23 protein-coding genes are annotated in these 25,303 nt (G+C 70.1%); 2 read left to right on the top strand and 21 right to left on the bottom strand.

The features are described from left to right. Window positions 1-2: 2 nt before the first annotated feature. The 15 genes from DVK44_RS34310 to DVK44_RS34240 all read right to left on the bottom strand — a co-directional run bounded on the left by DVK44_RS34310 (window position 3) and on the right by DVK44_RS34240 (window position 15,665). Window positions 3-578 (bottom strand): cupin domain-containing protein, encoded by a 576-nt coding sequence (locus DVK44_RS34310; protein WP_114664510.1) that lies wholly within the window; start codon window positions 576-578, stop codon window positions 3-5. A 29-nt stretch (window positions 579-607) separates the two neighbouring features. Beyond that, complete coding sequence (locus DVK44_RS34305) at window positions 608-1,675, bottom strand: type III polyketide synthase (protein WP_114664509.1); 1,068 nt, start codon at window positions 1,673-1,675, stop codon at window positions 608-610. A gap of 433 nt (window positions 1,676-2,108) precedes the next feature. After that, the gene (locus DVK44_RS34300; protein WP_114664508.1) at window positions 2,109-2,876 is read right to left on the bottom strand and encodes a GntR family transcriptional regulator; all 768 of its coding nucleotides are present in this window, start codon (window positions 2,874-2,876) and stop codon (window positions 2,109-2,111) included. Between the two features lie 69 nt (window positions 2,877-2,945). Further along, window positions 2,946-3,659, bottom strand: a complete 714-nt coding sequence (deoC, locus tag DVK44_RS34295) for a deoxyribose-phosphate aldolase (protein ID WP_228447489.1) — start codon at window positions 3,657-3,659, stop codon at window positions 2,946-2,948. A gap of 81 nt (window positions 3,660-3,740) precedes the next feature. Beyond that, entirely contained in the window at window positions 3,741-4,196 is a 456-nt protein-coding gene (gene rbsD / locus DVK44_RS34290) for a D-ribose pyranase (protein WP_114664506.1), read from the bottom strand. A 44-nt stretch (window positions 4,197-4,240) separates the two neighbouring features. Next, window positions 4,241-5,818: a sugar ABC transporter ATP-binding protein gene (locus DVK44_RS34285; RefSeq protein ID WP_114664505.1), complete on the bottom strand. Its 1,578-nt coding sequence runs from the start codon at window positions 5,816-5,818 to the stop codon at window positions 4,241-4,243. After that, entirely contained in the window at window positions 5,815-6,840 is a 1,026-nt protein-coding gene (locus tag DVK44_RS34280) for a sugar ABC transporter substrate-binding protein (protein ID WP_114664504.1), read from the bottom strand. Before DVK44_RS34280 ends, DVK44_RS34285 begins: the two co-directional genes overlap by 4 nt. Window positions 6,841-6,916: 76 nt before the next feature. Then, window positions 6,917-7,918, bottom strand: coding sequence for an ABC transporter permease (locus DVK44_RS34275; RefSeq protein ID WP_114664503.1), 1,002 nt, complete (start codon window positions 7,916-7,918; stop codon window positions 6,917-6,919). After that, entirely contained in the window at window positions 7,915-8,832 is a 918-nt protein-coding gene (locus DVK44_RS34270; RefSeq protein ID WP_114664502.1) for a ribokinase, read from the bottom strand. Before DVK44_RS34270 ends, DVK44_RS34275 begins: the two co-directional genes overlap by 4 nt. Window positions 8,833-9,048: 216 nt before the next feature. Beyond that, complete coding sequence (locus DVK44_RS34265) at window positions 9,049-9,909, bottom strand: DUF3592 domain-containing protein (protein WP_114664501.1); 861 nt, start codon at window positions 9,907-9,909, stop codon at window positions 9,049-9,051. Next, window positions 9,906-10,739 (bottom strand): carbohydrate ABC transporter permease, encoded by an 834-nt coding sequence (locus DVK44_RS34260; protein WP_181957589.1) that lies wholly within the window; start codon window positions 10,737-10,739, stop codon window positions 9,906-9,908. Before DVK44_RS34260 ends, DVK44_RS34265 begins: the two co-directional genes overlap by 4 nt. Next, window positions 10,729-11,721 carry a carbohydrate ABC transporter permease gene (locus DVK44_RS34255; protein ID WP_114664500.1) on the bottom strand — a complete coding sequence of 331 codons (993 nt, stop codon included), beginning with the start codon at window positions 11,719-11,721 and terminating at the stop codon, window positions 10,729-10,731. Before DVK44_RS34255 ends, DVK44_RS34260 begins: the two co-directional genes overlap by 11 nt. After that, the gene (locus DVK44_RS34250; protein ID WP_114664499.1) at window positions 11,718-12,983 is read right to left on the bottom strand and encodes an ABC transporter substrate-binding protein; all 1,266 of its coding nucleotides are present in this window, start codon (window positions 12,981-12,983) and stop codon (window positions 11,718-11,720) included. The genes DVK44_RS34255 and DVK44_RS34250 overlap by 4 nt, the downstream gene beginning before the upstream one ends. Window positions 12,984-13,023: 40 nt before the next feature. Further along, on the bottom strand, window positions 13,024-14,619 hold the full coding sequence (locus DVK44_RS34245) for an FAD-dependent oxidoreductase (protein WP_181957588.1): 1,596 nt from the start codon (window positions 14,617-14,619) through the stop codon (window positions 13,024-13,026). After that, a complete protein-coding gene (locus tag DVK44_RS34240; protein ID WP_114664498.1) occupies window positions 14,616-15,665 on the bottom strand; it encodes a LacI family DNA-binding transcriptional regulator in 1,050 nt (349 codons plus the stop codon). Before DVK44_RS34240 ends, DVK44_RS34245 begins: the two co-directional genes overlap by 4 nt. Before the next feature lie 169 nt (window positions 15,666-15,834). On the opposite strand from DVK44_RS34240, the gene DVK44_RS34235 reads away from it, so the two are divergent. Further along, window positions 15,835-18,168 carry a hypothetical protein gene (locus DVK44_RS34235; RefSeq protein ID WP_114664497.1) on the top strand — a complete coding sequence of 778 codons (2,334 nt, stop codon included), beginning with the start codon at window positions 15,835-15,837 and terminating at the stop codon, window positions 18,166-18,168. A gap of 23 nt (window positions 18,169-18,191) precedes the next feature. On the opposite strand, the gene DVK44_RS34230 is transcribed toward DVK44_RS34235, so the two are convergent. From DVK44_RS34230 to DVK44_RS34215, 4 genes are all read right to left on the bottom strand, one after another. Next, window positions 18,192-19,508 (bottom strand): glycosyltransferase, encoded by a 1,317-nt coding sequence (locus DVK44_RS34230; RefSeq protein ID WP_162794212.1) that lies wholly within the window; start codon window positions 19,506-19,508, stop codon window positions 18,192-18,194. Window positions 19,509-19,599: 91 nt separating this feature from the next. Further along, window positions 19,600-20,472: an acyltransferase domain-containing protein gene (locus DVK44_RS34225; RefSeq protein WP_114664495.1), complete on the bottom strand. Its 873-nt coding sequence runs from the start codon at window positions 20,470-20,472 to the stop codon at window positions 19,600-19,602. Between the two features lie 44 nt (window positions 20,473-20,516). Then, the gene (locus tag DVK44_RS34220) at window positions 20,517-21,446 is read right to left on the bottom strand and encodes a LysR family transcriptional regulator (RefSeq protein ID WP_114664494.1); all 930 of its coding nucleotides are present in this window, start codon (window positions 21,444-21,446) and stop codon (window positions 20,517-20,519) included. Window positions 21,447-21,518: 72 nt separating this feature from the next. Continuing rightward, window positions 21,519-22,634, bottom strand: a complete 1,116-nt coding sequence (locus DVK44_RS34215; RefSeq protein WP_114664493.1) for an IS701 family transposase — start codon at window positions 22,632-22,634, stop codon at window positions 21,519-21,521. Window positions 22,635-22,973: 339 nt separating this feature from the next. On the opposite strand from DVK44_RS34215, the gene DVK44_RS34210 reads away from it, so the two are divergent. Beyond that, on the top strand, window positions 22,974-23,609 hold the full coding sequence (locus DVK44_RS34210; RefSeq protein ID WP_181957587.1) for a TetR/AcrR family transcriptional regulator: 636 nt from the start codon (window positions 22,974-22,976) through the stop codon (window positions 23,607-23,609). A gap of 19 nt (window positions 23,610-23,628) precedes the next feature. On the opposite strand, the gene DVK44_RS34205 is transcribed toward DVK44_RS34210, so the two are convergent. Both DVK44_RS34205 and DVK44_RS34200 read right to left on the bottom strand, forming a co-directional pair. After that, window positions 23,629-24,588, bottom strand: coding sequence for an NAD-dependent epimerase/dehydratase family protein (locus DVK44_RS34205; protein WP_114664492.1), 960 nt, complete (start codon window positions 24,586-24,588; stop codon window positions 23,629-23,631). Further along, window positions 24,585-25,211 (bottom strand): ScbR family autoregulator-binding transcription factor, encoded by a 627-nt coding sequence (locus tag DVK44_RS34200; protein ID WP_114664491.1) that lies wholly within the window; start codon window positions 25,209-25,211, stop codon window positions 24,585-24,587. The genes DVK44_RS34205 and DVK44_RS34200 overlap by 4 nt, the downstream gene beginning before the upstream one ends. Window positions 25,212-25,303 lie beyond the last annotated feature (92 nt).

The raw sequence follows: 25,303 nt of genomic DNA, 5'->3' as shown, positions 1-25,303 counted from the left end.
GGTCACCTTCCGCTCCTCGGCGCGTTCGTGTCCGGGCCGGGGGACGCGGTGGCGGTGTCCGGCGGCGGTGCGAAGCGCAGTGGTGTGATCTGGGAGACGTCGTACCGTCGGCGCATCGCCGCCACGGCCGCGGGGTCCACGGCGGTGCCGCGCGACCAGATCTCGGCGATCTCCTCGAAGTACGACTCGTGTTCGGGCGAGGGATAGCTCTGGAAGAGCATCTTCACGGGCTGGTCCGTGGCGTTGCGGAACGCGTGCGGGGTGCCGGGGGGTACGAACATGCAGCTGCCCTCACCGGCGCGCACGACCCGGTCGCCCTTGGCGGACTCCCAGTGGTGCCAGGTGTCCGCCGTTCGCTCGGCCGGCTCGAAGCACAACAGGTCCAGCTCCCCTTCCAGGACGTAGAAGAACTCCTGCGAACGGGTGTGGACATGCGCCCCCACATCGAATCCGGGCGGGACGACCACCTCGAAGACCGAGATGGAGGATCCCATCTCCCCGGTGGCCTTGAAGGTGACCTGCTGTGCCGGGGTGACCAGCTTTCTCCCGGCGCCCGCCGGGATGATGAGGTCGCTCATGGCTCCGCTTCCTTTGCTCGCGCGGGTGTTCAGGCGAAGGTCCCGGGAACGTCGTCGGCCGCCCAGGTGCCGAGCGCCATCTCGGCGGTGATTCCGGGGCCGAAGCCCGCGATCAGACCGGTCGCACCGGGGGCCGGGGGCTCCTCGAACAGCCTGCGGGCCGCCTCCAGTACGACGGCGCTGGCGATGTTGCCGTACTCGCGCAGGGTCGACCAGCTGTGCCGGAACACGGTGCGGTCGACGTCGAGGAACTTCGCGAGGTCGTCGAGGATGCGTGGACCGCCGGCGTGGACGAGGTAGAAGTCGAGTTTGCCGACGTCCCAGCTGTGGTCCTTGGCCAGCTCGCGCAGGACCGGCGCGAGCGGCTCCATGGTTCCGGGCACCCGGCGGTCCAGCCGGAAGTGGAATCCGGTGTCCTTGACGGCGTAGGAGATCCAGTCCTCGGTGCCCGGGATGAGGTAGGAGGCGTTGCGTTCCAGGTCGATGCCGACGCCTCCCTCGCCCCGTACGACGGCGGCGGCGACCGCGTCCCCGAACAGACCGTCCGAGAGCAGTGAGCCGATGTCGTCCGCGTCGGGCTGGTAGCAGAGCGAGCACAGTTCGCAGGACACGATCAGGACGTTGCTGCCGGGGTGGGCCGTGCAGAAGTCGTGGGCCCGGTTGATCGCCGCTCCCCCGGCGGCGCAGCCGAGTTGGGCGATGGGGATCTGCCGGGTGTCGAAGCGGAAGCCCAGGTTGTTGATCAGCCAGGCCGTCAGCGACGGCATCAGGAAGCCGGTGCACGACACATAGATGAGGGCGTCGATGTCACGGGCCCTCAGTTCGGCGTTGGCCAGGGCCTCTTCGATGACCCGGGGCGTCCGCTTCTTGGACTCGGCCTCGTAGACACGGTTGCGCTCCTCCAGGCCCGGGTGGCGGAGCGTCATCTCGATGGGCTGGACGATGTGCCGCTTCTGCACACCGGTGTTGCGGATCAGACGCAGCGCCAGAGGGAGTTGCGGCTTGCCGGCATGGGCTCTGGCGGCGAATTCCAGGGTCTCTTCCGCTGTGATGACGTGTTCAGGCGCATTCATCGCCGGCTTGCATAGCCTCGGCATGGCGGGGATCCACATCCTCTGAATCGCGACTGCAAGGGAGTTGCGGCAGGGCGCTGAGTCGCACCGGTCCGTCAAGGGGAAGAAACGTCGGTCGCCCGGACGGCACGGCCGACCGGAGTACGTCACAGGGGGCTCGGCCTCGCCTGTGGACTTCGGCGGGCGGCGTACCGTCCACTGCCGCGCGGATGTTTCCGGGCAGGGAGGGTGTGCGGAAAGAGTGACACGGGAGAGGGGCCTGCGCCAAGAAGACCCCGGAGTGACCTGGGTCACGTGGGGGGCGCGGCCCGTCCGCACGCGCGGCCCTCAACGCGTCGCAACGCACCCCGACGCATCACAACGCGCCCGTACCGGACCGCGCGGTCAACGGCGGTCCGGTACGGGCGCGTTGGCGGCGCCTCTCGTCTCCCCGGGCGACGCCGGGGAGACGGACGGGTCATCTGCGCAGCAGAAGCGAGGTCATCCGCAGCCGGCCGCTGTGGATCCATACGTCGGAGTACTCCACCGGACGGCCGTCGGCGAGATAGGTGACCTGCTGGAGGTACTGCACCGGCCGGCCCGTCGCCAGTGTCAGGGCGTCCGCGACCTCGGGTGAGGCGGCCTCGGCGCTGAAGGTACGGCGGGCCGTGGCGATCTTCAGACCGTAGGTGCCCTCCAGGACTCCGAAGAGGCTCGTCGTGCTGAAGTCGACGTCCTCGATGCCCGGCGCGAGATCGGTGCGCACGAAGTTGAACAGCAGGGCGACCGGTCCCTCCACCGTGCTGCGCACCCGTACCAGACGCAGCACGGGGGTGCTGCCGGGGGCCAGGTCCAGCAGGGCCGCGACCGGGCGGGGCGGGGCTATCAGGGAGCACTCCCGTACGGCGGTGGAGGTGACGATGCCCTGGCTGGCGAAGTCCTCCGAGAGGGTGCTCAGCTTCTGGGCGATGGCGGGCTCGATCACCGTGGAGGTGACGTAGGTGCCGCGCCCCCGTACCTGCCGCAGCAGCCCTTCCTCGATGAGGGTCGCCAGGGCGCGCCGTACCGTGCCGCGGCTGACGCCGAACTCCTGGGCCAGCTCGGGCTCGCTCTTGAGGCGGTAGTGGGCCGGCCACTCACCGCCCGCGATACGCAGCCGGATGTGCTCCGAGATCTGGACGTGGATCGCCGTGGGGACGTCACGTTTGATGTCCGCAGGACCACCTTCGTCGGCCGTCGCGGTCATGCTGCTCCTCTCGGGAAGCGGTCGCGCCGTACCCCGGGGCGAGGGTGCCCGGGGCACGGCGTCCACTGGTCAGTAACTGGTGGTGGAGGCGTCGCCGGTGTCGGTGATGATCGATATCCCGGCGCTGGTGCCGAGCAGGACGGCACCGGCGCGCAGAAGCTCCAGAGCCTGACCGTAGCTCTTGATGGACCCGGACGCCTTCACCAGGACGCCGTCCCGGGCCCGGTCAACAAGGTAGCGAACACTGGTCGGGTTCGCCGTCTCGATCTGCCCGCTGCTGGCGTTCTTCAGGTAGGCGGCGCCGGCCTCCATCGCGAGTTCGACGGCCGCCTCCTTCTCCGCGTCGGTGAGCAGCGGCAGCTCCAGCATGACCTTGACGGGCAGGCCCGAGGCGCGGACCACCCCGGCGATGTCCTCCCGGAACTCGTCGTACATACCACTCTTGAGCCAGCCGATCTGTACGCCGATGTCGATCTGGGTGGCGCCGAGCCGGGCGATCTCGGCGGCCTCGGCCGCCTTGCCGGCGCTGGTCATGACACCGACGGTGGGGAAGTCGAGGGCCGAGGCGACACCGATCCCGGTCCCGCGCAGCTCGGCCGCCACGAGGGGCACCCAGGAGGCCGGGACCATCGCGGCGTTGAAGCCGTGAGTGATCGTTTCCTGGGCGTGGGCCACCATATCGTCCCGGGACGCGTTCGGTTCGATTCTCGTGTGCTGAATGTAGGGCGCCAACTCGGCGGGGCTGAGGGTCGGTTCGGTGGCGGTGGGGGTGGTGTCGAACACGGGAGCATCTCCTGTGGTGGAAGCGGGTGAGACGGAAGAGTGGGAAGTGGGGGTGCGCATGGGGGTGAGGGCGGGGCGCGGTCAGACCTTGGACGCGTACTGCTCGGGGACGACGACGCCCTCTCCGCCGAACCAGCGGGGGGCGTCCACCCCGCAGAACAGACCGATGTTGCCCCAGGGCTCGAAGGCGCCGGTGCGGACAACGACCTTGGCCGTACGGGCCAGTTCGCCGAGCACCTCGGCGTGCGGGCGGGTGGTGAACTCGGCGCCGGCGAAGCGGTCGCGCAGCCATGCGTCGAGCCTCGGGTTGTGGGTGGGCACGTCCTCGGCGCGTACCACCCCCTCGACGACCAGCTCGTCGGCGATCAGACCGAGCACGGTGCGCAGGTCCGGGAGGTTCTCGGCGAGGGCCAGATCGATCCGGTGGGCGTCGCGCGGGACGGGGAAGCCCGCGTCCACGACGAGCAGCAGATCGGTGTGGCCGAGTGTGGCCAGGGCCCCGCTCAGTTCGGCGTTGAGGATGCCGGTTCGCTTCATGGTGGGTTCCTTTCGGTGGGGCGCGGGGGCGGTACGGGCGGGGCTCAGGCGGCCGGGGCCGCCCCGGTCGCCAGGGTCATCACGGATTCCTCGGTGGCGTCCGCGGTCTCGACCGTGCCCGCCAGCCGGCCCTCGCTCAGCACCGCGATCCGGTCGGTCAGGGTGAGGAGTTCGGGGAGGTCGGAGGAGGAGCAGAGGATGGCGAGGCCCTTCTCCGCCAGCGCGAACAGCTGCTCGTAGATCTCGGCCTTGGCGCCGACGTCCACGCCCCGGGTGGGTTCGTCGAGGATCAGCACACCGGGGTTGATCGCCAGCCAGCGGCCCAGGACGGCCTTCTGCTGGTTGCCGCCGGAGAGGCTGGTGATGGGCTGGCCCATGGTGGCGGTCTTGACCCGCATCCGCTTCGCCTGTTCGGCCGCCCGCCGGTCGAAGGCGCCGCGGCGGAGCAGTCCGAAGCGGCTGAACGCCTTGGTGGTCAGGGCGCCGACGTTCTCGCCGACGCTCATGGTGGTCAGCAGCCCCTGGGCGCGGCGCTCGCCGGGGACGAACGCCAGCCGGCGCCCGACACTGGCGATGGGGTCGCGCCGTTCGTAGGGCTCGCCGAGCAGTTCCACGGTGCCGCCGGTGCCCCGCTCGCCGCCGAAGATGTTGTGGAGCAGCTCCACCCGGCCGGAGTCGGGCAGCCCGGCGACGCCGAGGATCTCACCGGGCCGGAGGTCGAAGGAGATGGCGCGGTGCCGGCGTCCGCTCAGCTCGCGGACGCTCAGGGCCGGCCGGACCGCCGGGTCGCCGCGGTGTGCCGCGCGGCGGGTGAACTGTCCCAGCTCGCGGCCGACCATGGCGGCGACCGCCCGCTCGGGGGTCGTCTCCGTGTTGCGCCACGAGGCGACATGCGCACCGTCGCGCAACACTTCGATACGGTCGGCCAGTTGGAAGACCTCGGGCATACGGTGCGAGACGTAGAGCATGGTCGTGCCGGCCGCCTTGAGGCTGCCCATCAGGGTGAACAGCCGCTCGGCCTCGGCCGGGGTGAGCATCGCCGTCGGCTCGTCCAGGATCAGGACGCGGCAGCCACGGGCGACGGACCGGGCCACCACGACGAGCTGCTGGGTGGCGAGGTCGAGCGAGCGTACGGGGGTCGCCGGGTCCAGCCGGAGGTCCAGTTCGGCGAGGAGCGCGGCGGTACGCTCCAGCATCTGCCGCCGGGAGGGGAACCAGCGGTGTCCCGGTTCGACCCCGCTGAGGACGTTCTCCGCCACACTGCGGTCGGGCAGCAGGGAGAGTTCCTGCGGGACGATCGCGACGCCGTGCCGGTCGAGCATCGTACTGGGGTCGAAGGAGGTGACCTCCTCGCCGAAGACGGTCACACCGCCCGCGCTGGGCGGCTGGAGACCGGCCAGGATCTTGAGGAGGGTCGACTTGCCGGCGCCGTTCTCACCGAGCAGCGCCGTGACCTCTCCGGCGGGTACGTCGAAGGAGACGTCGGTGAGGGCGCGCACCGCGCCGAAGCTGCGGGACAGACCGCGGACGCTGATGGCCGGCGCGGTGGTGTCCGCCCGCGCCGCGGTGCCGTCCGGCGCGGTGGTGTCCGCGGGGCCTCCGGGCGTGGCGGGGGCCGTCACTTCTCCACCGTCGCTTCGTCGAGGTTGGCGCGGGTGACGAACTGGGCTCCGGTGTTCACACCGGTGATCTCGGTGCCCTTGGTGAGGAAGTCGTTGAGCACCTTGACCGCCTCGTAGCCCTGCTTGGCCGGGTTCTGGCTGATCGTGAAGTCGATGACGCCGCTGCGCAGGTACTCGGCGGTCTGGGGAAGCAGATCGAAGCCGACCGTCACGAGGGCGTCCTTGTCGCCGGAGCGGGAGACCCACTTGGCCGCGGCGGTCGTGGAGCAGCAGTCGAGTCCGGCGACGGCCACCACACCGGACTGTCCGGACATGGTGGACTCGACGGTGTTGTACGCGGCGCTGGGCTCGTTGCCGACGTTCACCGGGCCGACGATCTCCAGGCCGCTGCCGTCCAGGCCCTTCTTGAAGCCGCCGAACCGGTCGTGGGACCAGCCGGCGCCGGTGTCCACGGAGAAGACGACGACCTTGCCCTTCTTGGTCGCGCCCAGCTCCTTCACGAGCCGGGTGGCCTGGGCCTCGCCGGATGCCTTGAGGTCCTGGCCGACGAAGCCCATCTGCTGGGAGTCGGGGTTGTCGGTGTTGAAGGAGATGAGGGGGATGCCCGCCTTGTGGGCCTGGGCGATGACCGGCTTCAGCGCGTCGCTGGACGCGGAGGAGACGGCGAGCCCGTCCACGGCCTTCTGCTGGATGAGTGTCTGTATCTCCGACACCTGCTTGGCGGCGTCACCGCCGGTGGGGCCGATGAGGGCGGTCTCGGCGCCCAGCTCCTTGCCGGCCTTCTTCATGCCGGCGCCGATCGGGGTGGCGAAGGCCAGGGAGGGGTCGTGGTAGCTGAGCTTGATGCGCATCGGCTTGCCGTCGTCGATCCGCTGCTGGATGTAGGAGGCGAGCTTGAAGGATCCGTCGTCGGAGGCGCCGCCGCCGTTGGCGGAGGTGACGGCGCCGCAGGCGGTGAGGCCGAGGGCGGCCGTCGCGGCGGTCGCGGCGACGAGGCTTCTGAGGAGGGTGCGAGGGGACATCGTGACTCCTTTGTCGTGGATGCGAGGCTGAGGGGAAAGGGCTGCCGGGGCGGGAGAGGCGGCGGCGCGGGCCCGGTCAGGCCCGGGTCTTGCGCCGGCGCTGCCAGGTGTCGGCCGCGACGGCGGCGACGATCACCAGGCCGGTGACGACGGTCTGCCAGAAGGAGGAGATCCCCTTGATGTTGAGGATGTTCTGGAGCAGTCCGATGAAGGCGACACCGATGACGGTGCCCCACATCGTGCCGGAGCCGCCGAAGAGGGCCGCGCCGCCGATGATGACCGCGGAGATCACGGTGAGTTCCATGCCCTGTCCGGTGACGCCCTGGACGTAGGAGAGGAAGGAGAGGCCGAGCACTCCCGCGAGGGCGGCGGTGAAGCCGGAGAGGACGAAGGCGGTCAGCTTGACCCGCTTGACGTTGACACCGACGAGACGGGCGGCTTCCTGATTGCCGCCGACGGCGTACGTGTTGAAGCCGAAGCGCGAGCGGGACAGGAGCACCACGCCGATGGCGGCGACGACGGCGAAGATGACGAACTGCATCGGTATCAGGCCGAACAGCTCGCCCTGCCCCAGCAGGTTGAACTCGGCGACGCCGGGCTGGGAGGAGCTGAGGGAAATGGGGGCGCCGTCGGAGATGAGCAGGGCGAGGCCGCGGAACACACTGAGGGTGCCGAGGGTGACGATGAACGACGGCACACCGAGGACGACGACGGCCAGCCCGTTGAGCAGCCCGGCCAGCACCCCCACCACGAGCCCCGCGAGCATCGCCAGGGGCCAGCTCCAGCCGTCCGAGATCAGCATCCCGGTGGAGATCGCCGACAGCGCGTAGATGGAGCCGACGGACAGGTCGATCTCGCCGTTGAGGATCACGAAGGTCACACCGGCGGCCATGATGCCGATCTGGGCGATCTGCTGGCCGACCGAGAGCAGGTTGTCGGACTGGGCGAAGCTCGGGGAGAGCACCACACCCAGGACGAAGAGCGCGACGAGGGCCGCGAAGACCCCGGACTCGCGGGCGTGCAGCAGTCTGCGCAGCGGGAGGGGGAGTTCCCTCGCCGGTGTGGTGATCGAGGTCATCGGGTGCTTCCAATCCGGGCGTTCAGCTGGTCTCTGGTGGGCAGGGCGGGAACGACCCCGGCGATGGTCACGGTGTGGGAGCCCGCCGCAGCGGCGAACCCGACCGCGCGGTCCAGGTCGTGGCCCTCGGCGAGGGCGACGGCGAGCGCGGCGGTGAAGGAGTCCCCGGCGCCGGTGGTGTCGACGACGGCCTCGGCGGGGTACGGAGGGACGGCCGTCACCCCGGCCGGCCGCGCGACCAGTGCTCCCCCGCCGCCCCGGGTCAGGACGGCGGCGCCTCCCGTACGCTCCCGCAGCGCCTGGACCAGCTCCTCGTCCGTGAGCCCGTGTCCCGCGCCGAGGCCGAGCAGGACGGGGGCCTCGGTCTGGTTCGGGGTGATCACGTCGATGAGCGGCCAGAGGTCCGGCGGCAGCGGCCGGGCGGGCGCGGGGTTGAGCAGGGTCGTGGTCCCGGCCAGCCGGCCCGCGCGCAGGGCGGCGGCGACGGCCTCCTCGGGGATCTCCATGGAGACCACCAGGATGTCGGCCGCGGCGATCTCCGCCCGGTACGGGGCGACGGCGGCGGCGTCCAGCTCGTCCAGGGCGCCGGGCGCGATGGCGATCCGGTTCTCCCCGGACGGCTCGACCAGGATGAAACCGACCATGGTGGGGGCGCGCGCCGTCAGTACGTGCGTGGCGTCGACCCCCTCGGCCCGCCAGAGCGCGCGGGCGGCCCGCCCGAAGTCGTCGTCGCCCACGGCGGTCAGCAGGGAGACCTCGGCGCCCAGCCGGGCGGCGCCGATGGCCTGGTTGCTGCCCTTGCCGCCCGGGCCGGGATCGAACACACCGCCCGAGACGGTCTCCCCCGCCTCGGGCGCCCTGGGCACTCGCATGGTGAGGCCGGCCCCGTAACTTCCGACAACAGCGATCTTCATCGACACACCGCACCCTTGTATGGGGACAACTATAAACAACCTGGAGCGTAGGTACAGGGATGTCCCTAGTCAAGAGGTGTCGTCGAGATGAACTACGGCGGGCGTTTCGGACGACGTCGGCGCACGGAAAGCGCGCCGGAACGCCGAGGGGGCGGCCGGGGCGCTGGTAAGCGCCCCGGCCGCCCCGGATCAGCAGTGCCTCGGAACGGCACTGCCTCAGAGCAGCAGTGTGACCCCGGTGATGAGTGCCGTCACGAGTGTGGCGGATACGGTGAGGTCGAAGATCATTTCGCGTTGTGCCGCGTGCTGGTCGGCGGTGGGGTTCAGTGTGAAGTCGGCCGGGTCGGTGGGGGTGTAGTGGACGGTGAGGTCCCGGCCGTGTGCGTGGGCGGGGTCCGGCAGGTGGGTGGTGCAGTAGGCCGTGACGGCCGTGCCCTCGCGGGTGGTGAATTCGATGACGGGGGTGAGGGTGGTCGCGGTGTGGCCGTCGTCCTGGTCGACGGTGACGTCCTTCAGGACCGCGACGACCCTGCCCGGGACGGTGTCCATCGCGGCCAGCCGCTCGACACGGCGGTCCTTCGCGCGGACCGCCCCGGGCAGATGCGCGGTGCCGAAGACCGCCCACGGCCCGCCGAGGCCGACCAGCGCCCACGGCCACCCCCACTCGACCGCGGCGAGGACCACCAGCCCGGCATAGACGAGGAAGACCGCGACCCCCGGCAGGAACAGTCCCCGACCGGGCTCCAGCGGCACACCGGTGAACCGGTACGCGTGCGGCCTGCCCCGCAGATGGGCGACCCCGATCTCCCGGCCCACCCACGCCACCGCGACCGTATCCCCCCGCTCACCGTCGTTCGTCACCGTCACCTCCCGGCCCGAGACCGGATCACGGTAGGAGACCACCACCGACACCCCACCCGCCCGCGAACCACCGTGCACAGGCACCCGCACCCGCACAATCCGGCCCACCAGCCGCACCGTCCGCTGCTCCCTGGTCACCCCGGCCACGGACATACCGAACCCGGCCAGCGCCACCACCCCCCACACCCCGCACCACAGCGGCACCAGAAGGTTCATTTGAGGCCGGAGTGGGAGAGTCCTTCGATGAAGTGGCGCTGGGCCAGCACGAAGACGGTCAGCATCGGCAGGACGGTCATCGTGGCGGCGGCGAGCTGGGTGTTCCACATCGGGCCGCCGTAGGAGTCGGCGAACCGGGTCAGGGCCTGGGGCAGGGTGAACAGTTCCGGTGATGTGAGGTACACCGTGGGTTCCAGATAGAGGTTCCAGGAGGCGAGGAACGTCAGGATCGCCACCGCCGACAGGGCCGGCCGGGCCAGCGGCAGACAGATCCGCCACCAGATCGCGGGACGGCCGAGACCGTCGAGACGGCCGGCCTCCTCCAGTTCGACGGGGAGCGCGATGAAGAACTGCCGCATGATGAACGTGGCCAGCACACACGGCCCGGCCAGCGCGGTCACCAGGATCAGCGGCCAGTGGGTGTTGATCAGGCCGACGGACTTGAACAGCTGGAACAGCGGCACGATCGTCACTTCGCTCGGCACCAGCATCCCGGTCAGCACCACCAGGAACAGCGCGTTGGCACCGGGGAACCGGATCCGGGCGAAGGCGTACCCGGCCAGGCTGGACACCAGCAGCGTGATCAGTGTGACCAGTACGGCGATATAGACACTGTTGAAGTACTGCCGGGCGAAGGGCTGGAAGGTGAACGCCTCGCGGTACGCGGCCAGGGTCGGCGAGTCGGTCCACAGCGACGGCGGGGCCTCGAAAATCTCCGCGAGTGGTTTCACCGACGCGGCGACCATCCAGACCGTCGGCACCACGAACGGGATCGCCATCACACTCAGCGCGATCACCAGCAGCACCGGCCGGACTCTGTCAGTCCTCATAGAACACCCACTTACGGCGCAGCTGCCATTGCAGCATGGTGAGCAGCATGACGAAGGACAGCAGCATCAGGGCCAGCGTCGAGCCGTAGCCGATGTTGTTGAACTCGAAAGCCTGCTGGAACACGTAGTACACGAGGACCGTGGTGGACAGCCCCGGTCCGCCGCCGGTCAGGACGGCGATCTGGGCGAAGGACTGCAACGCTCCGACCACCGTGACGATGACGGTCAGCAGCACCGTCGGGGAGATCATCGGCAGGGTGATCCGGGTGAAGACCGTACGGCTGTTGGCACCGTCCATACGGGCGGCCTCGTACAGCTCCCGCGGCACGCCCTGGAGGGCCGCCAGGAAGAGCACCATGTTGACACCGACGCTGCGCACCACCTGGGAGATGACCACCGAGACCATCGCGGTGTCGCCTTCCTGGAGCCAGTTCGGCCCGTCGATCCCGACCGTGGCCAGCATGCCGTTGATGCCGCCGTTGTCCTGGAGCAGAAAGCCCCAGACCAGGGTCCAGGCGACCACGGAGACCACCACCGGCGAGAAGAACAGCGTCCGGAACAGGGTGGCGCCGCGGAACTTGCGGTTGAGAAGGATGGCGATCAGCAGCCCGAGGGCGATGTTGACGACCACCACTCCGCCGGAGAACAGCACGGTCGCCAGCAGCACGCGGGGCAGCTGCGGATCGTCGGCCAGGGCCGCGTAGTTGTCACCGCCGACGAAGGTCTGCTTGCCGGAGAGGACGTTCCAGTCGTTCAGGCTGTACCAGACCGCCATGCCGACCGGCAGCACGACGAAGACCAGCACCCCGACGAGCTGGGGCAGGATGAACAGATAGCCGGTGAGGAAGTCCCGGCGGCGGGTCGTCCAGAAGGACGGACGCGCGGGGACCGCGGGACCCGCCGGGCCCCCGGTCCCCGAGGGGGCCGCGGACCCGGCGGTGGACTTCGCGGCCGCCCGCTCGGCGGCCCGTGTCCCGTTCACTTGGCCAGAATCGGCTTGATCGCGGCGCACACCGACTTCAGTACGGCCGGGATGTCGGCGTCGGCGTGCCACATCGCGTCGAGCGCCGTCTTGCCCTTCCGGGCGATCTCCGCCGGGCTGGTGTGATTGGGCAGGGTGACGGCGCCCGGCAGCTGGTCGACCACCACGTCCTTGAGCTGGGCGGCCTTGAGGACCTTGTTGTTCGCGGCGAGCTTGTCGCCGGTCAGCAGGGACTTGCGCGGCGGCGGGAAGTACTGGGCCAGCTTGGCGGCGTTCTCCGGGTCGGTCAGGTAGGCGAGGAAGCCGGCCGCCTGCTTCCGGTGCTTGCTGGAGGCCAGGACACCCATCCCGGCCTGGCCGAGGACGGAGTACTCGCCCTTGGGGCCGGCGGGCAGCGGGTACAGCCCGAAGTCGAACGAGCCGGTGAGCAGCGAGGCGCGGGAGACCTGCGCGACTGTGAAGGCGGCGTCACCGGCGAAGAAGTCGGCGGTGGTGCCGGGGCCGGGCATCGCCCCGGTCTTGAACGCCGCGTCGTGCAGGAAGGTGAACGCCTGCTGCATCTCGGGGCTGTCGAAGGTGCAGGTCTTGCCGTCCTCGCTCCACGCGGAGGCGCCCCAGCCGGTCCACACCGTGGCCAGTGTGTTCCACGCCTTGTAGTCGAAGTCGCGGATGACGAGGCCGGCCTTGCCGGTCTTGGTGTGGACGGTCGCCGCGGCTGCCGCGACCTTGTCCCAGGTCAGGCCGGCCGGATCGATCTTCTGCCCGGCCTTGGCCAGCAGGTCGGTGTTCACGTAGAGGGCGTACGGGGAGTTGGAGAACGGGTAGGCGTACAGCGTGCCGTCACGGCTGAACTCCGCGGTCACACTGTCGAGCAGATCGTCGTACTTCCAATCGGGGGTCGCCTTGAACGTGTCGGTCAGCCCGACGAGCGCGTCGGAGGCGATGAGGTCCTTCGACAGGTCCCCCATCCAGGCGAGGTCCGGCGCGTTGCCGCCCGCGATCTGGGTGGTGAGTGTCGCGTTGTAGTCGGCGAACGGGAGGCTCTCGAAGGTGATCTTGGCGATGTCGGGGTGGTCGGCCCGGTAAGCGGCCGCGATGCTGTCGAACAGCTTCAGCTGGTCCTTGTCCGAGGTCCAGACCGTCATCCGCAGTTCTACGGCCTTGTCCGAGGTGCCGGTGGCCGGTCCGCCACAGGCGGCGGCACCGAGTGCGAGGACCGTCGTCAGGGCGACGGCACTGAGCGTCCTGCTGGTTCTGATCATGGTGGTTCCCTTCGCGGCGTGCGGGGTTGTCCGGTCCGGCTCAGTAGCCGACGACCTCGGGCCAGTGGAGTTCGACGCCGGCTTCGGTGAGCCGGTGCTGGAGCCGCTCGACGAGTGCGGGGTCGGCGGCGACCTGCTGCGGGCTCGCTCCGCGGTCGAGGCAGAACGCGGCGAGTTCGCCCGCGGACTCGCCGATGTTCCATTCGACCGGGTGGAGCCGGTAGGCGCCGTTGGTGATGTGGGTGGTGCCGATGTTCTTGGCGGCGGGGATCAGGTTCTGGGTACGGACCGGGACCAGGGCGCCCAGCGGGATCTCGAACGGCGCGCACTCGACGTCGATGTAGTTGTCGCCGCCGGTCGAGGGGTGCAGGTCGATCCGGTACATCCCCACCCCGACGGACGCGTCGAACCGGGCCGGCCCGCGCGATCCCCGGGACTCGACCGAGATGTCCTGCTCCCGGACGGTGGTGAGCGCCTTGATCCGGCGCGATTCCCGGATGTACGGGGCCTGCGCGAAGCCGTCGTCCGTTCCCACCAGGTCCCCGCGCAGCCGCAGTCCCGGCCAGCCCCGGCCGCCGTCGGGCCGGGGTGCCTCGGTCTGGAGCCAGTAGACGTAGGCCCGGGACTGCGCCTTCGCCGCGGCCAGATGGGACGCGCGGTCGTCGGTGTCGATGATCGAGCCGCCGACGTAGTCCAGCTGGGGCCAGTTGGCCAGCACGATGTCGCTGTCGTACAGCCCCTCGGTGAAGGTCCCCCGGGCGGCGATCCGCCGGAACTGCCACAGGTCCTGGTCCCCGGCGTCGAACCGCGGGTCGCCGGAGACGTCCTGCTCCGGGTTGACGAGCATGGTGCGCCGCTCCGGCACCAGGGTGCGCGGGTTGGGCGCGGTGAACGACAGCATCGGCGCGCCCCAGTAGGGCAGTTCGAACGAGCGCCAGTGGTCGTAGTCGTCGGGCCGGGCGATGGTGTGGTCCCCGGGTACGTGGTCGAAGACGAAGCACCACGCGATCGACTGCACATTGGCCGGGTCGGCGGCGTCGGGAGCGCTCGGCTCGCCGGTGTCGGACCGCGCCTCGGCTCCGACGGCGTACTCGGTGCCGGTCAGCGGCAGCAGGTCACCGGTCTCGGTGCCGTCCAGGACGAACCGGGCCGTGATCACATGCTCCGCGCCGGTGCGCGGATCGGCGACCGTGACCGTACGGACCACTCCGTCCACGGTCTCGGCCGCGACCGGGACCGCCGGTTGCAGGACGGTCAGCCGGCCGCTCGACCGGTACGGTGCGAGGAGGGCCTCGATGACCGCGAGTGCCACCCGCGGCTCGTGGCACAGCCGGCTCACCCGGCCGCGCCCCGGGTTGAGTTCACGGTCGGCGCGGGCCTCGGCCGACAGCGGGTAGTGGTCCCGGTAGTAGCGGCGGATGTTCTCGCGCAGTGTGCGGTAGCGGGCGGTCACACCGAACTGCTCCACCCAGATGTGTTCGTCCGGTGGCACCGCCTGTGAGGTCAGCTGGCCGCCCAGCCAGGGGTACTCCTCGGTCATGACCACGCGGTGGCCGCGCTGGAGCAGTGCGAGAGCGGCCGCCACGGATCCGAGTCCGCCGCCGATGACCGCCACCTCTGTGGTGATCCTGTTCATGAGAGTCCCCCTGCCGGGGCGGCGATGGTGTCGCCCTCTTCGACCTCGGCCACCAGGAGCCGCTGGGTGTCCAGACCGGCCCACTCCCGCGGCTCCGTGGTGATCAGTTGCTGGAGCAGTTCGAGCGCTTCGGCGGCGACCTGTCTGCGGGGTACGCGGAAGCCCGTCAGCGCCCGGCCGCCGGTGCGATGACCGCGGACCTCGCCGAACGCGGCGACCGAGATCTCGCCGGGCACGTCCACCCCGGCGGCGACGAGCGAGAGGATGACGTCCTCGGTGAGGAAGGCGTCCTCGGCGATGATCAGTGTGGCGTCCGTGGCCCGGGCGAGCCGGGGCAGCTCGGCCACACGCTCCTCGCCCACCAGCATGAACGCCATCCGGGACGCCGCCGAGGCGGCCTCGACCGCGCCGCGCCGGTCCCGCGCGGTGGCGGTGTCCCGGCCGCGGTGCACATAGAGGGCCTGCCGGTGTCCGCTCCGGGCTGCCTCGTCGATCAGGGCGTTCGCGGGGGTGACGTAGTCGATGCCGACGTACGGTACGGCCGCGGCCGTCTCGTCCCGGCGGCCGACCGCGACGAACGGGAACTGCTCGGCGACCAGGCGCTCCAGCTCGGAGCCGACCATCTGCTGGCCGAGCAGGACACAGCCGTCGGTGAGCCGCAGCCGTGTCTTGCGGTGGAACAGGCTGCGGGTGCCGTTCTCCACCGGCGAGGAGGTGAAGAGCAGCAGGTCCCAGCCGATCTCCTCGGCCGTGCGCTCGATGCCGTTGAGCAGCGGGCCGTAGAAGTCGAGGCTCTCGGGCGAGAGGGCTTCCTCGTAGGTGAAGACGCCGATGATCTGGTTGTCCAGACCGGCCAGCCGGCGGGCCGCCGGGTCGGCGACATAGGTCGCCTCCTCCAGCGCCTGCTTGACCCGGGCCCGGGTCTCCTCCGGGATACGCACGTTCGTACCGTCACGGTCGTTGAGCACCAGCGAGACGGTGGTCTGACTGACCCCTGCGATCTCGGCGACCTCGCGCTGGGTGACCCGGCGCGGCTTCGTTGGCATCGATCCTCCGTTGATAATGCGTAACTTCAGCGGACGTCGGTGACGTTAAACCGCCCGAAACAAAAACGCAATACCCCTTGACCAACGGCCCACGCGCTGGAGACCATCCATGCCACGTCGCTGAAGATACGCATTATCACGATGACTTTCAGCCAGACAGGAGCAGACGATGAATCCCTCTGATGCCCACCCCACCCGTCTCAGCCGTCGCGGGCTGCTCGGCGCGGTGCTCGCGGCCGGCGTCGTACTGATCACCGAACCCACCGCCGTGACGGCCCACGCGGCGGCCGGTGATGTCACCCTGGCCGCCGGCGGGATCAGCCTGCTGGCGAGCGCCGGCGGCCGGCTCGCCATCCGTGACGCGGCCGGGGTCACCCGCAGCGCCGGATCGAAGTTCCAGATCAAGGACCGGCTCACCGGGATCCATCTGTCGACCGGCGGCACTCCCGTACTGGCCGCCCTGCCGGACGGGACACCGGCGATCCGGATGGACTACGCCTTCGACGCCGCCGCCGGCGCGGTCACCGTCACCGGCTGGTTCAGTGTGACCACCGGCCGTGCCCGGCTGGAGTGGCGGATCACCGGCGCGGACACCCTGGTGCCGGACGGCTTCCTGTTCAGCCGGGCGATCCAGGCCCCGACCGCGCCCGACGACTACCTCGCGATCGCCGAGTGGGTGCGTGACAGCGGGGGCGGTATCCCGTACGAGGAAGCCGCCGGTGTCGCCCACACCTCGACCTGGGGCACTCTGCACGGGCTGTACCTGCTGAACCGCTCACGCCAGGCGTGGACGAACTCGACCTGGATCCACGCCCCGGGAACGGCCGACCCGGCCGGCGGGTGGACCAGCCGGGCCGACTTCTTCTTCACCGGGACCAGGCCGTCGGCCACGGCCACCATCGGCCGCGGACAGGAACTCGGCATCGAGCTGACCACCGACAGCGACTTCAACCTCTACGACGCCCCCGGCGAGCCGATGCGGCTCACCGCGCTGGTGGCCAATGGCGGTGCCGCGCGTACGGCGGAACTGGAGCTGTCCGTAAGGGACTTCGACGGTGCGACGGTCGCGGCCACCACCGTGAGCGGCAGTATCGCCGCGGCCGGCACCTGGCAGCACACCTTCACCGTGCCCGCGCCGGCCGCCGGCGTCGTGTTCGCCGAGGTCGTCGTACGGTCCGCGGGCGACGAGGCGTTCGCGCGGACCAACCTCGCGACCCTGCCGGAGTTCACCTACCGGGCCGGCGCGGACAGCATGTTCGGTGTCGCCAACTACCCCTGGCTGCAACGGCCCAGCGCCGATGCCGTGCTCGACCTCTGGCAGCGGGCCGGGGTCTCCCTGGTCCGTATCGCCTACGACGGCGGGCCGGGCCTGCCGCCCTCGGCGTTCGACGCGCGGGGCATGCGCCACAACATCGAGCTGCAACCGTCCCTCGATGTGACCGACACGGAGGCCGCGGCCTGGGCGGCCGACAAACTGGCCGTGGCGCAGGGCGCCGGAGCCGAGTACTTCGAGGTCGGCAATGAACTCAACCGGCCGTTCAACACCGGAGTGGCCGCCCAGGCATACCTGGACAAGGCGCTGCGCCCGGTCTTCGACCGCCGGGCCGCGACCGGCGCCGCCGTCAAACTGATGAACAACGGGCTCGCCGGGATGGACAAGCCCTGGGTGGAGAACTTCATCGCCGCCGGCGGCTGGGATCTGATCGACGCGTTCGCCTACCACCCGGGCCGGGGGAACTTCACCCCTGACTACATCCCGCCGGGCAGCGGCTGGGGCACCGGCTCCGAGGGCACGTACTGGAACTTCTACGGCGGCCTGAAGCAGCTCAAGGCGCTGATGGCCCAGCACGGCGAGAAGGAGATCTGGCTGACCGAGGCATACGCGCCGACCAAGCCGAACAGCTGGTGGCACGACACCTACCGGCACGCCGCCGAGAACGTCCTGCTGACCCTGGCCCTGGCGAAGGCCGAAGGGGTCACCTGTGTGTGCTGGTACCAGTTCCACGACGGTGTGCTGGGCATGCCGCAGATCGCCGACCCGGACAACGTCGAGTACCACTACGGGCTGATGAACCGCGACCTCAGCCCGAAGCCGTCGCTCCTGGCGTACGCGACCGCCGCCCGCGCCCTCGACCGGGCCACGTTCCGGGGCCACTTGGCCTTCCCCGACCCGAAGACCTTCGGTCTGTGGTTCGACACCCCCGAAGGACCCGCGGTCGTCCTGTGGAACCGGGCCGACGGCTATCTGCTGAACACCTCCGGCACGCGGACCGTCGGGCACTTCCCCGCTCCCGAGGTCTGGGCCGACCCCTGGCCGACCAAGACCTCGCTCACGGTCAGCGCGGGCAGCGCCGTACACGAGCTGGACTCGATCGGCCGCGGCCGTGACCTGGCACCGGTGCGGGGCCGGGTGACCCTCACCCTGGACGGCGCGCCGCGTATCTTCTACGGGCTGACGCCGGTGGCCGGGCCCGCCGCAAACACCCTGGCGGGCTGCCGCTGAGGCGTTCGGCGGGGAGCACGCGGTCAGGGGCTGTCCGGCGCGGTGTCCGATGCCGCGCCGGGCAGCCCGGCGCGCAGTTCCAGCAGCAGGTCGGCGGCGCGGGTCACCCCGCCCGCCGCGCGCAGGCGCTGGGACCAGTGGCCGGCGCTCCGGTGGAAGCTGTCCTCGGTGAGCAGCCGGGTGAGCTTGGCCGTCAGTTCGTCGCCCGTGACCTCGGCGGGCCGGCCGACGGCCAGCCCGACGCCGCTGTCGACGGCGCGGTGGGCGATGGCGTAGCAGTCGAGCCACGCGGGCAGGACGAGCACGGGCTTGCCGTAATGGACCGACTCGTGGAACCCGTTGGAGCCGCCGTGGGTGACGAACACCCGCACATGGGGATGGGCGAGCACGCTCAGCTGTGAGGGAATCCAGCTTTCGACGCGCAGGTTGCCCGGCCGGGATTCGGGCGGCGGAAGCAGATCCTGCTGCTCCTTCGACAGCTTCCACAGGAACTGGTGTGCCGGGCCAAGGCGCTGAACGGCCGTCAGCAGCGCGCGGATCTGGTCGCGGGAGAGACGGCTCAGTGTGCCGAAGCCGAGGTAGACCACGGATGCGGCGCGGTCCAGCCACTCCAGCAGGTCGGGATCCTCGATGCGGTCAGGAGGGTTTTCCGGCAGGAACGCCCCGACCAGATGGGTATGGGGTGGCACGGGGAAGGCGTACTCCAGGCCGAAGACGGAGGAGGTGAGCACCAACTGTGCTGCCCGGTAGTAGGCATCATGGCTGCCGGACGCGTTCTTGATGCCCAGGATCCTCCGCTTGACGGCGAAGGCGACCGTGGGCGTGCGGGTGAGCAGGGTGAGCGACGACCGCATCTTGAAGACCGCGTTCGAGAGGTGCTGACGGGCGTTCATCCGCCTCGGCAGATAGGCGATGGGGCTGGGGTAGAGCCATGGCAGTGTGAAGCCGAAACTCGGCATGGCCGGGAGTGTGACCGCGAAGGGGATCCCCCGGGTCATCGCGGCGTCGAGGGGGGCCAGTGTCATGGTGTCCACGACCATGAGAGCGGGACGGATCCGGTCGATGATGCCGAGAAAGTCCCGGTACTCGGCGTATCTGTGCTCGAAGTGACGCAATTGCGATATCCAGTGAGCGAGTCCGCTCAGATCCCGCGGGCCGACTTTCTTCTCCTCCAGAATGAAGTCGTCCACCTCGGAGCGGGTGGGCCCGCACGCGAACGGAATGAACCGGAGGGGAGTGCCGGTCGCGGCGGCTTCGATTTCGTCCCGCCGGCTGGGGTCGCAGGCGAACCACAGATCGGGAACCCCGCGCCGGGACAGCTCGGCGGCGACGCTGATCACCGCATTGAGCTGACCGGAGTGCGGGAGGCAGGCGAAAAGTATGGGACCGCTCTGCGGTTCTGTCAATGAGATCACCGTTTCCGTCCGATCGTTACGCATGAGATATTTCCCGGCCCTGGAGTGGAAGAGCGATCTCCTTCACCATTTTCGAGAGGAATCGTCCCCCCAACTCCTCGTATTCCAGCGGGGATCCCTGCCCGAGCAGATGGCGGATACTGTCGGACCACCGTACGGGCCGGACAATCTGGTCGCAGAGTGTCCGTACGGTCTCGCTCGTCACATAGGGAAGTCCGGTCGCGTTGGCCACCACCGGAGTATGCGGTTCCGCGAAGGTGAATTCCCTCAGATATGTCTCGAACTCGGTGCGCGCCGGGTGCATGTAACGCGAGTGGAACGGCCCGCCGACCCGCAGGGGGACATGGCGCACGCCTCGCCGCTTGAGTGCCTCGTGCGCGGCGCTCAGGGCTTCGGCGGGGCCGGCGACGACGGACTGGGTGCCGGTGTTGAGGACCGCCAGGTCGATTCCGTCGACCCCGTCCTGCTGGAGGAGGCCGAGAAGGCTCTCCGGCGGCAGGTCCAGCACCGCCGTCATCCCTCCGGCGGAGGCCGCCGCCATGAGTTCACCGCGCCTCTTGACCAGCCGGAGGCCGGTCTCGAAGTCGAAGACCCCGGCGGCCAGCAGCGCGTTGTACTCGCCGAGGCTGTGCCCGAGGTAGTAGTCGGCACGGCGCGCCTCCCGGCGCTCCCTCTCGAACGTGCGCAGGGCGTTCACGACGAAGAGCGCCGGCTGGGTGTACTCCGTCCGCGCCAGCCTGCCGTCCGGGTCGTCCCGGCAGAGCGCGACGAGATCGTAGCCCAGGAGATCGCAGGCGAACCGTGTGAGTCCGGGGTAGCTCCCGAACACGTCCCCTCCCATCCCTCGGGCCTGTGCCCCTTGTCCGGGGAAGAGAACGGCGAAGGTCATGATGCCTCCCAGAGCGTTGAGGACGTCCGTGGCCGCCGGTCGGATCAGCCACGTGCCGTCATGCCGTAACTGATCGAGATCGCTGACCGCAGCACTTTCAGAAAGGCTTCGCCCCGGCCGCTCACCGGGACTCCGGGCACAATGGCCACCCCGATCGACGACGGCTTCATGTCGTCGATGATCTCGACCGCGCGCACCTCGCGGCCGTCCAGCGTGGTCACGCTCGAAGCGCGTTGGTACATCAGCGCGAACCCGAGGCCGGCGGCGACCAGCCCGCGCATGGTCTCCAGGGTGGTGGTCTTGATCACTTCGGGCACCGGGGCACCCGCGCTGACACAGAGCTGCTCGAAGTGACGGACAACAGAGGGGGAACTCAGGGTGACAAGTGGTTGCGCCACCAGTTCCCCCAGCGAAATACGGCCTTCCACGGCTCTCGGATCGTCCTTGGCCAGAAGGGCGTAAAGGGGGAGCCGGACCAGCGGATGGAACTCCGCTTCTCCCGACAGGAAGTCGTAGGTGACGACCAGTTCGCATCTGCCGGTCCGGAGGAACTCCAGGATTCTGTCGGCGGACTCCTCGTGCACATTCACCTGAAGTGCCGCGTGGCGCCTTTTGGCCAGCCGGCAGGTCAGCGGAACGAGGAACGGGGCGATCGGGAAGAAGAATCCGACGTCGATGGTGCCGGAGATCTCACTCACCAGTGAATCGCTCTGCGCCTTGAGGCTTCTCGCCTGCCCCAGCAGCATGTGCGCCTCTTGCAGCAGCTGCCGGCCGCTCGGGGTGAGGCTCACCCCGCGTGCGTGATGGCGGAGAAGGAGCTGTACGCCGAGATGGTGTTCCAGCCGCCGTACGGCCGAGGAAACCGTTGACTGCGAGGTGCATAACCTCTCCGCCGCCTCGGATATGTTTCCCAGCTCGGCGGATACCACGAAATACTGTAACTGCGTGAGGGTGAAGCTCAGCTGATCGGTCATAACGCTCATTCGGAGGTACCCTCTCACCGTGTGACCACTCGGATTTCGTTCCGGCACGGGCGGTGCGGCGGGTTACACCCGGGCCGGGCCGGGTGCCGTCCCGCCCTGGAGGCGGCGCCAGGCGTACGCCGCGGAGCTGATGGTCATGTGGTGATGCCAGCCGGGGAAGGAGCGGCCCTCGAAGTCGGCGAGTCCGAGCCCTTCCCGCATCTCGGCGACGGACCGGGTGGACCGGTCCAGCAGCTCGGTGAGCGCGAGCAGTTGGTCCACCCGCTCGTCGACCAGGCTGGTCAGCCACCAGCCGCGTGCGCGGTCCCCGCCGCGGCCGGTGACGAACAGCCGGCCGCGGCTGAGGCCGGACGCCGATGCGCCACCGGGCATCCACACCGGGGCCGAGGAGGCGACCTGCTGGTCGGCGCCGCCCGCGGTGAAGGTCACCGAGCGTCCCGGACAGTCCGTCACGGACCGTACCTCGCGCCGCACCCCGTCGGCGGTCGTGACCCGTGCGTGGGGCGGCACACGGACGACGAAGGGCTGACCGCGGCGGGAGAGCGCGCGCACCAGATGCAGTGGGTCCGTGTGGGACGTGAGATCGGCGACCACCGGCAGCGGTCGGCCGCCCACCCGGTGGCCCCGGGACATGGCGAGGTCCGTCGCCTCCTGCTCCATGGTCCGCGCGTGGTCCCGGCCCTGGATCCTGGTGCGCCGGCGCTCCGTCTCGGTCAGCCAGTGGGTGGGCAGATGGAGCCGCCAGTGGGTCGGCAGCACCTCCCGCCCCGAGGCGAGGAAGACACCGAGACCGACCTGACAGCTCGCGTGCCGGCCCAGCTGCGGCACGAAACGCGTGTGCACACCACAACTGCGGTCACCCCGCTTGGGGATGTACGCGGCGTCGATCACATACGCCTCCGGCGCCAGACGGCCGGTGATCCAGCGGGCGAGTTCGTCACGGACGGGCTCCCAGTCCCAGGGGCTCACATTGATGAACTGATGCATGGCCTGCGAGGCGGTCGGCGAGGCGGCCACGGCCGACGCGATGCGCCGCAGGGACTTCTTTCCCGGTGTGGCCAGCAGGCCCCGCAGATAGATACGGGCCCAACGGCGCTGGTCAGCACGGGGCAGCGCGGAAAAAAGCTCCTCCGCGAACTGGTCGACCGATGCGGCCGGTGCCGTGGCGTGCCTCGTCATGTGGTGTCTCCTCCCCCTCGAAGCCGGCCGGCAGCCGGCGAGGACGAGAAAAGAATAACGAACACCCGCTTTTTTTGGAGGGCATCTCCCCGATCCCGGCCGACTTCGCCAAGTCGGCGTCCACCGGGCGGATCCCCGGCTCCCGCGGCGAAAGAGTCGTCGCATCTTCGCCAACTCCGCGTTGCGGAACCGACATGACCCCTTACAGACTCCGAGGCATGTTTTAAGGCTTTGTCAACGGTTTGATATCGCCCGAACCGCGAGCCCGCACACGCCCACAACGTCGGAGACACAGATGATCAAAAATGAACGGACCGCTCGGCCGCGATCGGGGCCTGCATGATCAGGCAGGAGAGAGCACTGCGCACACGGGCGGCCCTGGTACGGGCGGCGGCCACGGAGTTCGACCGCGACGGATACGACGGCACGTCCCTGGCGAAGATCAGCAAGTCGGCGGGCATCTCGATGGGCGCGCTGACCTTCCACTTCTCCTCCAAGAACGAGCTGGCCGAGACGGTGCAGAACGAGGGGCGCGCGCTGACCCGGGCCGCCCTTGAGCGGGTGACCGCGCAGCCGGCACCGGCGTTGCAGGCCGCGGTGAACATCACGCTCGAACTCACCCGGCTGGTGGAGGAGGAGGCCATCGTCCGGTCCGCGGTGCGGCTCGTACGGGAGCGGCCGGACAGCGATCTCTGGTCGGACCTGTGGGTCCCCGCCGTACGCCGCCTGCTCGATCACGCGTACGCGCAAGGGCAGTTGCGGGGCGATGCGGAGCCCGCGGATGTCGCGGTCCTGGCGGAGCACCTCACCGCCGGGGCCGAGGCGTATCTGCGGACCCGGCTGGGCACCGGCGCGGAGTTCGAGAGCGCGACGGCACAGCTCGAACGCGTCTGGCGGCTGGCCCTCGCGGGGATCTCCTCGCCGGGACGCGGACAGCGCACGCCGCCGGAGGACGCTTCCGGCTCCACCGGGTGACCCGCTACGGGGTGCCCTGTTACGGGGTGAGCAGCGCGCGGTAGAAGGGCGCGGCCCGGGGCAGACGGGCCAGCGGTCCGGGGCCCGGCGGGCAGTCGGCGATCCGCCAGACCTCGTCGCTGCGGTACCAGTGGTCGCGGGCCAGCAGGGAGAACTGGCGTTCGCTCACGCGCCCCGCGGTCGCCCGGAACCGCCGCAGACACTCCGGCCAGGGCAGGTGCCGGCTCACTTCCGGCAGCACGCCGTGCCGGGCCAGGGACGCCAGGAGATCTCCTGTGCGTACGGGCCGGGGGTGACCCGCGTGGTGGACCGCCGGCCCGGACCGCTCGTACGGCGCCCGGCTCAGGCAGGCGATGAGCCGCGCGAGGTCGGCGACATCGACCACGGACACCAGGCCCCGCCCGCCGTCCCACAAGGCGGGTACGCGGACGACGAGTTCGGCCAGCGCGGGCACCACCCACCGGTCACCCGGTCCCGTCACCAGGCCCGGCCGCAGGACCAGGGCGCCGGCGGCCAGGGCGGGTTCCTCCGCCGCCAGGCGGGTACGGCTGGCGGCCGACACCGGCGCGGGCGCGATCGCGTTCACTTCGGGACCGCGGTGCGGGCCGGGTCCGTAGACGGCCGCGGTGGACAGATGCAGGATCCGTTTCACACCGGCGCGCGCGGCCTCCGCCATGAGGGCGGCCGTACCCCCGATGTTGACCGCGACGCAGTCCTCCTCCCGCGGGCCGAGCGAGGACGCGAGGTGCAGCAGCACATCGGCGCCCTCGCAGCTCCCGCGCAGTGTGTCCGGGGCCGCCAGGTCGGCGGGTCTCCAGTCGACGGCGGACGGCGCGTGGGGACCCGGTCCGCGTCCGAGAGTCAGGATCCGGACAGGTTCTTCCCCGGGGTGGACGGCGGCCGGGCGCAGCAGGGCGTCCACGACCGCCGAACCGACGAAGCCGGTGGCGCCGGTGATGACGATCCGGCGGCCGCTCACCCGTCGGCCGGGTGCGGGCCGGGGCCCACCCGCAGTCCCTGCCGGGTCCGCGGCTCGGCGAGAGCCGGCAGCAGATAGCGCCACAGGGCGCTGACCCGCTGGGGCAGGTCCTCGTGGTCGGTGGCCGCGTGGGAGAAGATCTGGGTGCCGCTGTAGGCGCCCACCAGAACGGTGGCGAACTCCCGGGTGTCGACGCCCTCGATCACCTCGCCCTCCCGCTGCGCCGCGACGAGCTGCACATGGAACTGCTCCACCCACTCCTGGTAGGCGGTGTCGTCGTTGAGGCCCAGCTCGCCCCGTTCCACCGCCAGCCGGACGCTCGCCCGGAACAGGACGTTGTTCCGCAGCTCGCTCGATATGTGGAACGTGATGTCGATGAGACGCTGCAACCCGTCCCGGCCCGGGGGCAGTTCGACGAAGTCCTGCTGGCTGGCCAGGACGGCGCGGGCGAGTCCCGCCTTGGACTTGAAGTGGAAGTACATTCCTCCCTGGGTCACTCCCGCCCGGTGCATGATCTTGCTGATGCTGGCTCCGCTGTAGCCGCACTCGTCGAAGACCTCCGCCGCTGCGCGCAGGATGCTGTCACGGGTCCTCACGGCACGGTCCTGCTTCGGCTCTGTCACCAAAAATCCTCGGCTCCACTCGACAAACAAAACGAACACCCTTTACTTTACAGGGGTCTCCGCTGGTCCAGGCCAGGGGGAAATGCATGCGC

It is taken from the genome of Streptomyces paludis (assembly GCF_003344965.1).
Classification (GTDB): Bacteria; Actinomycetota; Actinomycetes; order Streptomycetales; family Streptomycetaceae; genus Streptomyces; species Streptomyces paludis.
The sequence above is the reverse complement of the archived record's forward strand: the minus strand, read 5'-3'. Positions and strand labels throughout refer to the sequence as shown.

What these genes read in the sequence shown, in the direction of transcription:
- DVK44_RS34250 (WP_114664499.1), bottom strand. Translation starts at nt 12,983, where the DNA reads ATGATCAGAACCAGCAGGACGCTCAGTGCCGTCGCCCTGACGACGGTC.
- DVK44_RS34260 (WP_181957589.1), bottom strand. Translation starts at nt 10,739, where the DNA reads ATGAGGACTGACAGAGTCCGGCCGGTGCTGCTGGTGATCGCGCTGAGT.
- DVK44_RS34235 (WP_114664497.1), top strand. Translation starts at nt 15,835, where the DNA reads ATGAATCCCTCTGATGCCCACCCCACCCGTCTCAGCCGTCGCGGGCTG.
- DVK44_RS34220 (WP_114664494.1), bottom strand. Translation starts at nt 21,446, where the DNA reads ATGACCGATCAGCTGAGCTTCACCCTCACGCAGTTACAGTATTTCGTG.
- DVK44_RS34245 (WP_181957588.1), bottom strand. Translation starts at nt 14,619, where the DNA reads ATGAACAGGATCACCACAGAGGTGGCGGTCATCGGCGGCGGACTCGGA.
- DVK44_RS34300 (WP_114664508.1), bottom strand. Translation starts at nt 2,876, where the DNA reads ATGACCGCGACGGCCGACGAAGGTGGTCCTGCGGACATCAAACGTGAC.
- DVK44_RS34210 (WP_181957587.1), top strand. Translation starts at nt 22,974, where the DNA reads ATGATCAGGCAGGAGAGAGCACTGCGCACACGGGCGGCCCTGGTACGG.
- DVK44_RS34275 (WP_114664503.1), bottom strand. Translation starts at nt 7,918, where the DNA reads ATGACCTCGATCACCACACCGGCGAGGGAACTCCCCCTCCCGCTGCGC.
- DVK44_RS34225 (WP_114664495.1), bottom strand. Translation starts at nt 20,472, where the DNA reads ATGACCTTCGCCGTTCTCTTCCCCGGACAAGGGGCACAGGCCCGAGGG.
- rbsD (WP_114664506.1), bottom strand. Translation starts at nt 4,196, where the DNA reads ATGAAGCGAACCGGCATCCTCAACGCCGAACTGAGCGGGGCCCTGGCC.
- DVK44_RS34305 (WP_114664509.1), bottom strand. Translation starts at nt 1,675, where the DNA reads ATGCCGAGGCTATGCAAGCCGGCGATGAATGCGCCTGAACACGTCATC.
- DVK44_RS34310 (WP_114664510.1), bottom strand. Translation starts at nt 578, where the DNA reads ATGAGCGACCTCATCATCCCGGCGGGCGCCGGGAGAAAGCTGGTCACC.
- DVK44_RS34280 (WP_114664504.1), bottom strand. Translation starts at nt 6,840, where the DNA reads ATGTCCCCTCGCACCCTCCTCAGAAGCCTCGTCGCCGCGACCGCCGCG.
- DVK44_RS34270 (WP_114664502.1), bottom strand. Translation starts at nt 8,832, where the DNA reads ATGAAGATCGCTGTTGTCGGAAGTTACGGGGCCGGCCTCACCATGCGA.
- DVK44_RS34215 (WP_114664493.1), bottom strand. Translation starts at nt 22,634, where the DNA reads ATGACGAGGCACGCCACGGCACCGGCCGCATCGGTCGACCAGTTCGCG.
- DVK44_RS34240 (WP_114664498.1), bottom strand. Translation starts at nt 15,665, where the DNA reads ATGCCAACGAAGCCGCGCCGGGTCACCCAGCGCGAGGTCGCCGAGATC.
- DVK44_RS34265 (WP_114664501.1), bottom strand. Translation starts at nt 9,909, where the DNA reads ATGAACCTTCTGGTGCCGCTGTGGTGCGGGGTGTGGGGGGTGGTGGCG.